Annotated in this window: 4 protein-coding genes and 1 pseudogene; all 5 read right to left on the bottom strand. The window is 34.9% G+C overall.

Annotated elements, in window-relative coordinates; translation table 11 throughout:
• On the bottom strand, nucleotides 1–1127 hold a 1127-nt coding region (locus tag RT405_RS01075; protein ID WP_313466858.1), incomplete at its 3' end, for a gluconate:proton symporter.
• Between the two features lie 14 nt (nucleotides 1128–1141).
• A complete protein-coding gene (locus RT405_RS01070; protein WP_313466843.1) occupies nucleotides 1142–1387 on the bottom strand; it encodes a hypothetical protein in 246 nt (81 codons plus the stop codon).
• Nucleotides 1388–1389: 2 nt separating this feature from the next.
• Complete coding sequence (locus RT405_RS01065) at nucleotides 1390–2127, bottom strand: TIM barrel protein (RefSeq protein ID WP_313466842.1); 738 nt, start codon at nucleotides 2125–2127, stop codon at nucleotides 1390–1392.
• 176 nt (nucleotides 2128–2303) lie between these two features.
• Nucleotides 2304–3293 carry a LacI family DNA-binding transcriptional regulator gene (locus RT405_RS01060; protein ID WP_313466841.1) on the bottom strand — a complete coding sequence of 330 codons (990 nt, stop codon included), beginning with the start codon at nucleotides 3291–3293 and terminating at the stop codon, nucleotides 2304–2306.
• A 496-nt stretch (nucleotides 3294–3789) separates the two neighbouring features.
• Nucleotides 3790–4453, bottom strand: a pseudogene (locus RT405_RS01055) (hypothetical protein); the annotation flags it as partial.

Here is a 4453-nt window from a genome sequence, read left to right as displayed (position 1 = left end):
CCCATCATTGACGGTACTACTAATAAACCATACAAGAAATATTGATCAAACATTCCTGTACCAACTAATATTGCTGCTGTGGCAGCTCCTGCACCATAGAGCATCAATGGCCCACGGAAATAAGATAAAGGTGCAATAATAGCAATAATAATGACTAAAATTAACTTGTTATCCGGAATAATTTGCTGGAAGATGGGGGTAAACCCTGACATTGCATGTATAGCAGCTGATTGGAACATCGTCAAAACAAATAACATAATCAGCAAACCTGCAATATCACTGATTGCGTGTTTAGCGGTTTCATTCATTAACATAACGAAGCGAGTGTAACTTTTCATATTTCCTGTCGCCGCAAAAGCAATGATCGTCGATAACAACAATGCAGGAACAGCATCCCATTTTGCAAAAATACTTAAAGCTACTGGCAAGACAGGCAAAATATATGTCCAAATTGGAACATCTACTATTTCTTCTGATTCTTCACTTTCAACGATTTCAGGTTTCCCATTACGGATCTTTTTAGCATGAAATAAGATGAAAATAAACACAATCATCATTTGAACAGCCATCGCCACAAAGCCAAAGCGTTGATAATGCAATCCCCATTCAACTTTAGGGAAGAAAACTTGGAACTGAACGAATAAGACATTGTTGACATACATTGCTGCTCCAATGGACATAGTAAAAATGGAAACAGCAATATTTTTAGGAACACCAATCGAAAATAGAATAGGGAATAAAATAACTCCAACTGCGATTGCCGAACCAACTCCATAAGAGCTGGTGAAAATCAATGCAATAACCAAAGCAATTAAAATCGTTGCTAATACAGGACTCTTTTTCCCAATTTTTTCTGTTCGCCGGCTAATGCTTCCTGCAATTCCTGTATCGACTAAAACTCGCCCAAACCAAGAACCAAAAATAATATAGGCAGCTGTCTTTCCATAATTTAGAACAGGATCAGTAAAAATTTCTTTGACTGCTTGGTTAAAAGGCACCATTCCAATAATTGTCCATAACACTGCCATTACGAAGAAACCAACTGTTAAATTTCCACCTTTCATCGCATAAACAATAAAAACAAGAAAAGTAGCGGCTAATAGAATACCTACAATTGCACTGCTCATAATTTGTCACCTCCCTAGTACTGATTCAGCTCACTTAAGATTTTTTGATACGTTGATACTTTATGATGATTGTCTTCAGTAAAAAAATTATTTTCTAATTTGTTGAAACGTTGAACAAGATAATAAGCTGTTAAGTAAGCAGCTAGTGATTCTTTCGCTGCAACTTCCGTTTCTTTTGTAGAAAAATCTGGTTGTTTCATAGTGTCCATAAAATGATAGGCAAATTTTTCAGGATCGATTTTTGTTTGTTGTTCAGACATGGTTATTCCTCCTCCAATAAAGCTTTTGCTTCAAGAATTTCTTGTTTTTCTGTTGTTGGGTATTCAATAGCTACCGGGACGTTTTCAGGTAAAACGCTTAAAATTTCTCGCCAATCAATCTCTCCATGATCCAGACCACCTGCTTGTGGTTTACCTTCCATATAAATTACATCTTTTACATGAATATAACGGACGTATTTCCCTAATTGTTCTGCAGCTATTTTTTCGTCTTCACCAACAAACCGCCAATTTCCAAGGTCATAAACATATCCAATATTCAAACCTTCTTCTTCAACCGCTTTCATAAAAGTGTCAATGACTGAAATAGTTCCAGAAGTTTGCGTCTGGTCATTTTCAATATTCACTTCAATCCCCTGCTCAGTTAGTGGTTTTAATTCTATTAAATTACCTGTAAAACCTGCAAAATCACCAATGTTCCACTTGATATGTGTAATTCCCATTTGTATTGCTTCTAATAAATAATCGTCTAGTTTAGAATTTACTTGTCCGTCTACGAACACTTCATCAGGAACACTGTAAAATAATTCTAATTCGTACTTCTCTACTAGTTTTTTAATATCAGCAATTTCGTTTGCTAAATTTTTAAAATACTCTCTTCGCACTTCAATTTTTCTAAAGCCTAATGCAACAGATTCTTCAATCAAATCACTCTGAACTGCCCCATTTTGAACCTTTTCAGCAAACACTAACATGTTCAATACTAACCTTTTATCTATCATAAAACTCATCCTTTCAAATTTAGTTAACCGGTTTCCATAAATAAATTGTAAACCGGTTTCCTAAATAAGTCAAGCGCTTTCAGACAGGAAATATTTACTCTGTTTTGAACAAATAAAAAAAGCCTAAGAAACTGGTTCTCTAAGCTCTTTCGTTTGCTAAAAAAGATATATAAATATTATATAGAATTACGCCACTGTAATTTAGCTGGAACGATATGTCTTTCTATAGAAGTTTCGTTTTGATTAATAAATTTCATCATCTGCTCGCCAGCAGTCTCTCCAATAAGTCTTGTTTGCTGTTCAATACTAGTAATTCCAGGACCTACCAAAGCAGTTAAATTCCAATCATCAAATCCTGTAATTCCAATTTCATCTGGTATTTTTATCTTTTCATTAATTAGAATGGTAAGCAGTTGCATTAGAACCCGTCCATTTGAAGCAAATAACACAGTTTTTTTAGGATCTTTGACTAATGTCACTATTTCTGATTTTAAACTTGCCTCAAAGTTTGTTTCTATCAAAACCAATTCTCTATTTGCTGCGTCTGTCAATTCTTTGACTGTTTGATAGCGTAACTCTCGAGTAACGATATCTGCTAACGGTTCACTAACGACAACGATTTTTTCATACCCTTTATTCAATACGACTTCCATCAATTTTTGAGTAGCTTCCACATTATCAGAAGCAATCAACGGCCACTTAAGTGGTTCTGTTTGTCGGTCAACTAATAGTAAAGGAATGTTAGCATCTTCTAAAAAGTCATAATGTGAGGCATCACGTGAAGAAGCTTGCAGAATAATCCCTTCTACTCCCTGGTCAATCAGCTTTTCTAAAAGCTCTCTTTCTTGCCTAACTGAATTAGCAGCATCAACAATAATCATTTGATACTCAACTTTTCCTAAAACTTCCCCAATTCCTTTTAGCAATAAAGAAGAATACATGTTTGAGATGTCGGCTACTACGATACCAATTAAATAACTGCGCTTAGACTTTAAAGCTTGTGCTTGGCGGTTAGGCCGGTATTTCAAATCCACAATAGTTTGAGCAATGCGCTCTTTTGTTTCTTTAGACATATTGCCATAATGCCCATTTAAAAATCGAGAAATCGTTGTTTTAGATACACCCGCTTTTTCGGCAACTTGAGAAATCGTTACATTTTTCCTCATCCATCCACTTCCTTACTGAAGCTTTTTCAATCTTCCTTCACCTAACATTATCGCTAATTTCCAACCACTTATCAACTGCTATCTGATAGCAGTTCTGCAAATCTTGTTCTTTCATTTTACTGAGTAGAATAAATTCAAAGTTGAGAAGCCATTTTTCTAACTATCCAACTTCTTTTGTAAAATAACTTCTTCTCCATTCCCTTCTCCGTTACGTTTAAACCCAAATTTCTCATAGAAACAGATTGCATTTATATTTGACGGTTTCGTTGACAACGTGATTGTCTTTACAACATGTTCTATAAAATAATCTAAGATTATAAGAAAAGATTCAATGTAAAAAGATGCTATTAGTTTCCACTTGCTAAAGGAAATTGATAACATCTTTTTACGTATTTACTTAATTATTGAAGATTTTGTACTAGTCTCATCATTAACTTAATGATTGCACTGCTATTGAGTTATATATATCTAAAATGTTCTTCAAATCTCTTCTTGCTTACACCTTATCAGTATTCTCTGCTACATCTTCTGAATGACGATAAAAATGGAAGAATAGCAAACCTGCTGTCATTGATAAATATCCAATTGCTGCACTTAATCCTGTTCCAAACCCGATTTGACCAGCATGGATAAAACCAAAAAACGAAAGTATAGCAGCTACAAAACTATAAATAGCAGCTTTATTATATTGTTTTTCAATTAAAAAGATAACAATACTAATCAACATCATAGAGACTAATATGTCTGCTGAACCTAGTACACTCCATCCTTCATAATAAACTCCATTGTTTTGTAATACATTATATCCTACTTCTCCTGCACTCGTACCTGCAGCTGTTAAGGCATTATTAACTTGTAGAATAACAAAACTAGCAACAAAGGGCATCAAACCTAATATCATCGCAGGGACATGTTTTGGTTCAGCTGTTGTAAAGGCTTGTGTTCCGATAGACATAGCGATGTAAATTAAAATCGGCAACAATGCTACTAGAGGAATAATAGATAACATCAGAGGTAGTAATCCAATAAAAGCTATCACGATAATACTGATACCAGTCACCAAAGAGTAACCCACTCGTGCTCCCGTAGCTTTCCAGCCTGGATGTCCAATATAAATGATCGTTGGGTAAGGGCTTCCTAACATAGATCCAAATAGCGTC

The sequence above is a fragment of the Carnobacterium sp. genome, from assembly GCF_032094055.1.
Lineage (GTDB): Bacteria > Bacillota > Bacilli > Lactobacillales > Carnobacteriaceae > Carnobacterium_A.
Note: the sequence above shows the minus strand (reverse complement) of the source record. Positions and strands in the feature narration are given on the sequence as shown.

Excerpts from the sequence above, each read along its gene's own strand:
- RT405_RS01070 (WP_313466843.1), bottom strand. The coding sequence starts at position 1,387 with ATGTCTGAACAACAAACAAAAATCGATCCTGAAAAATTTGCCTATCAT.
- RT405_RS01065 (WP_313466842.1), bottom strand. The coding sequence starts at position 2,127 with ATGATAGATAAAAGGTTAGTATTGAACATGTTAGTGTTTGCTGAAAAG.
- RT405_RS01060 (WP_313466841.1), bottom strand. The coding sequence starts at position 3,293 with ATGAGGAAAAATGTAACGATTTCTCAAGTTGCCGAAAAAGCGGGTGTA.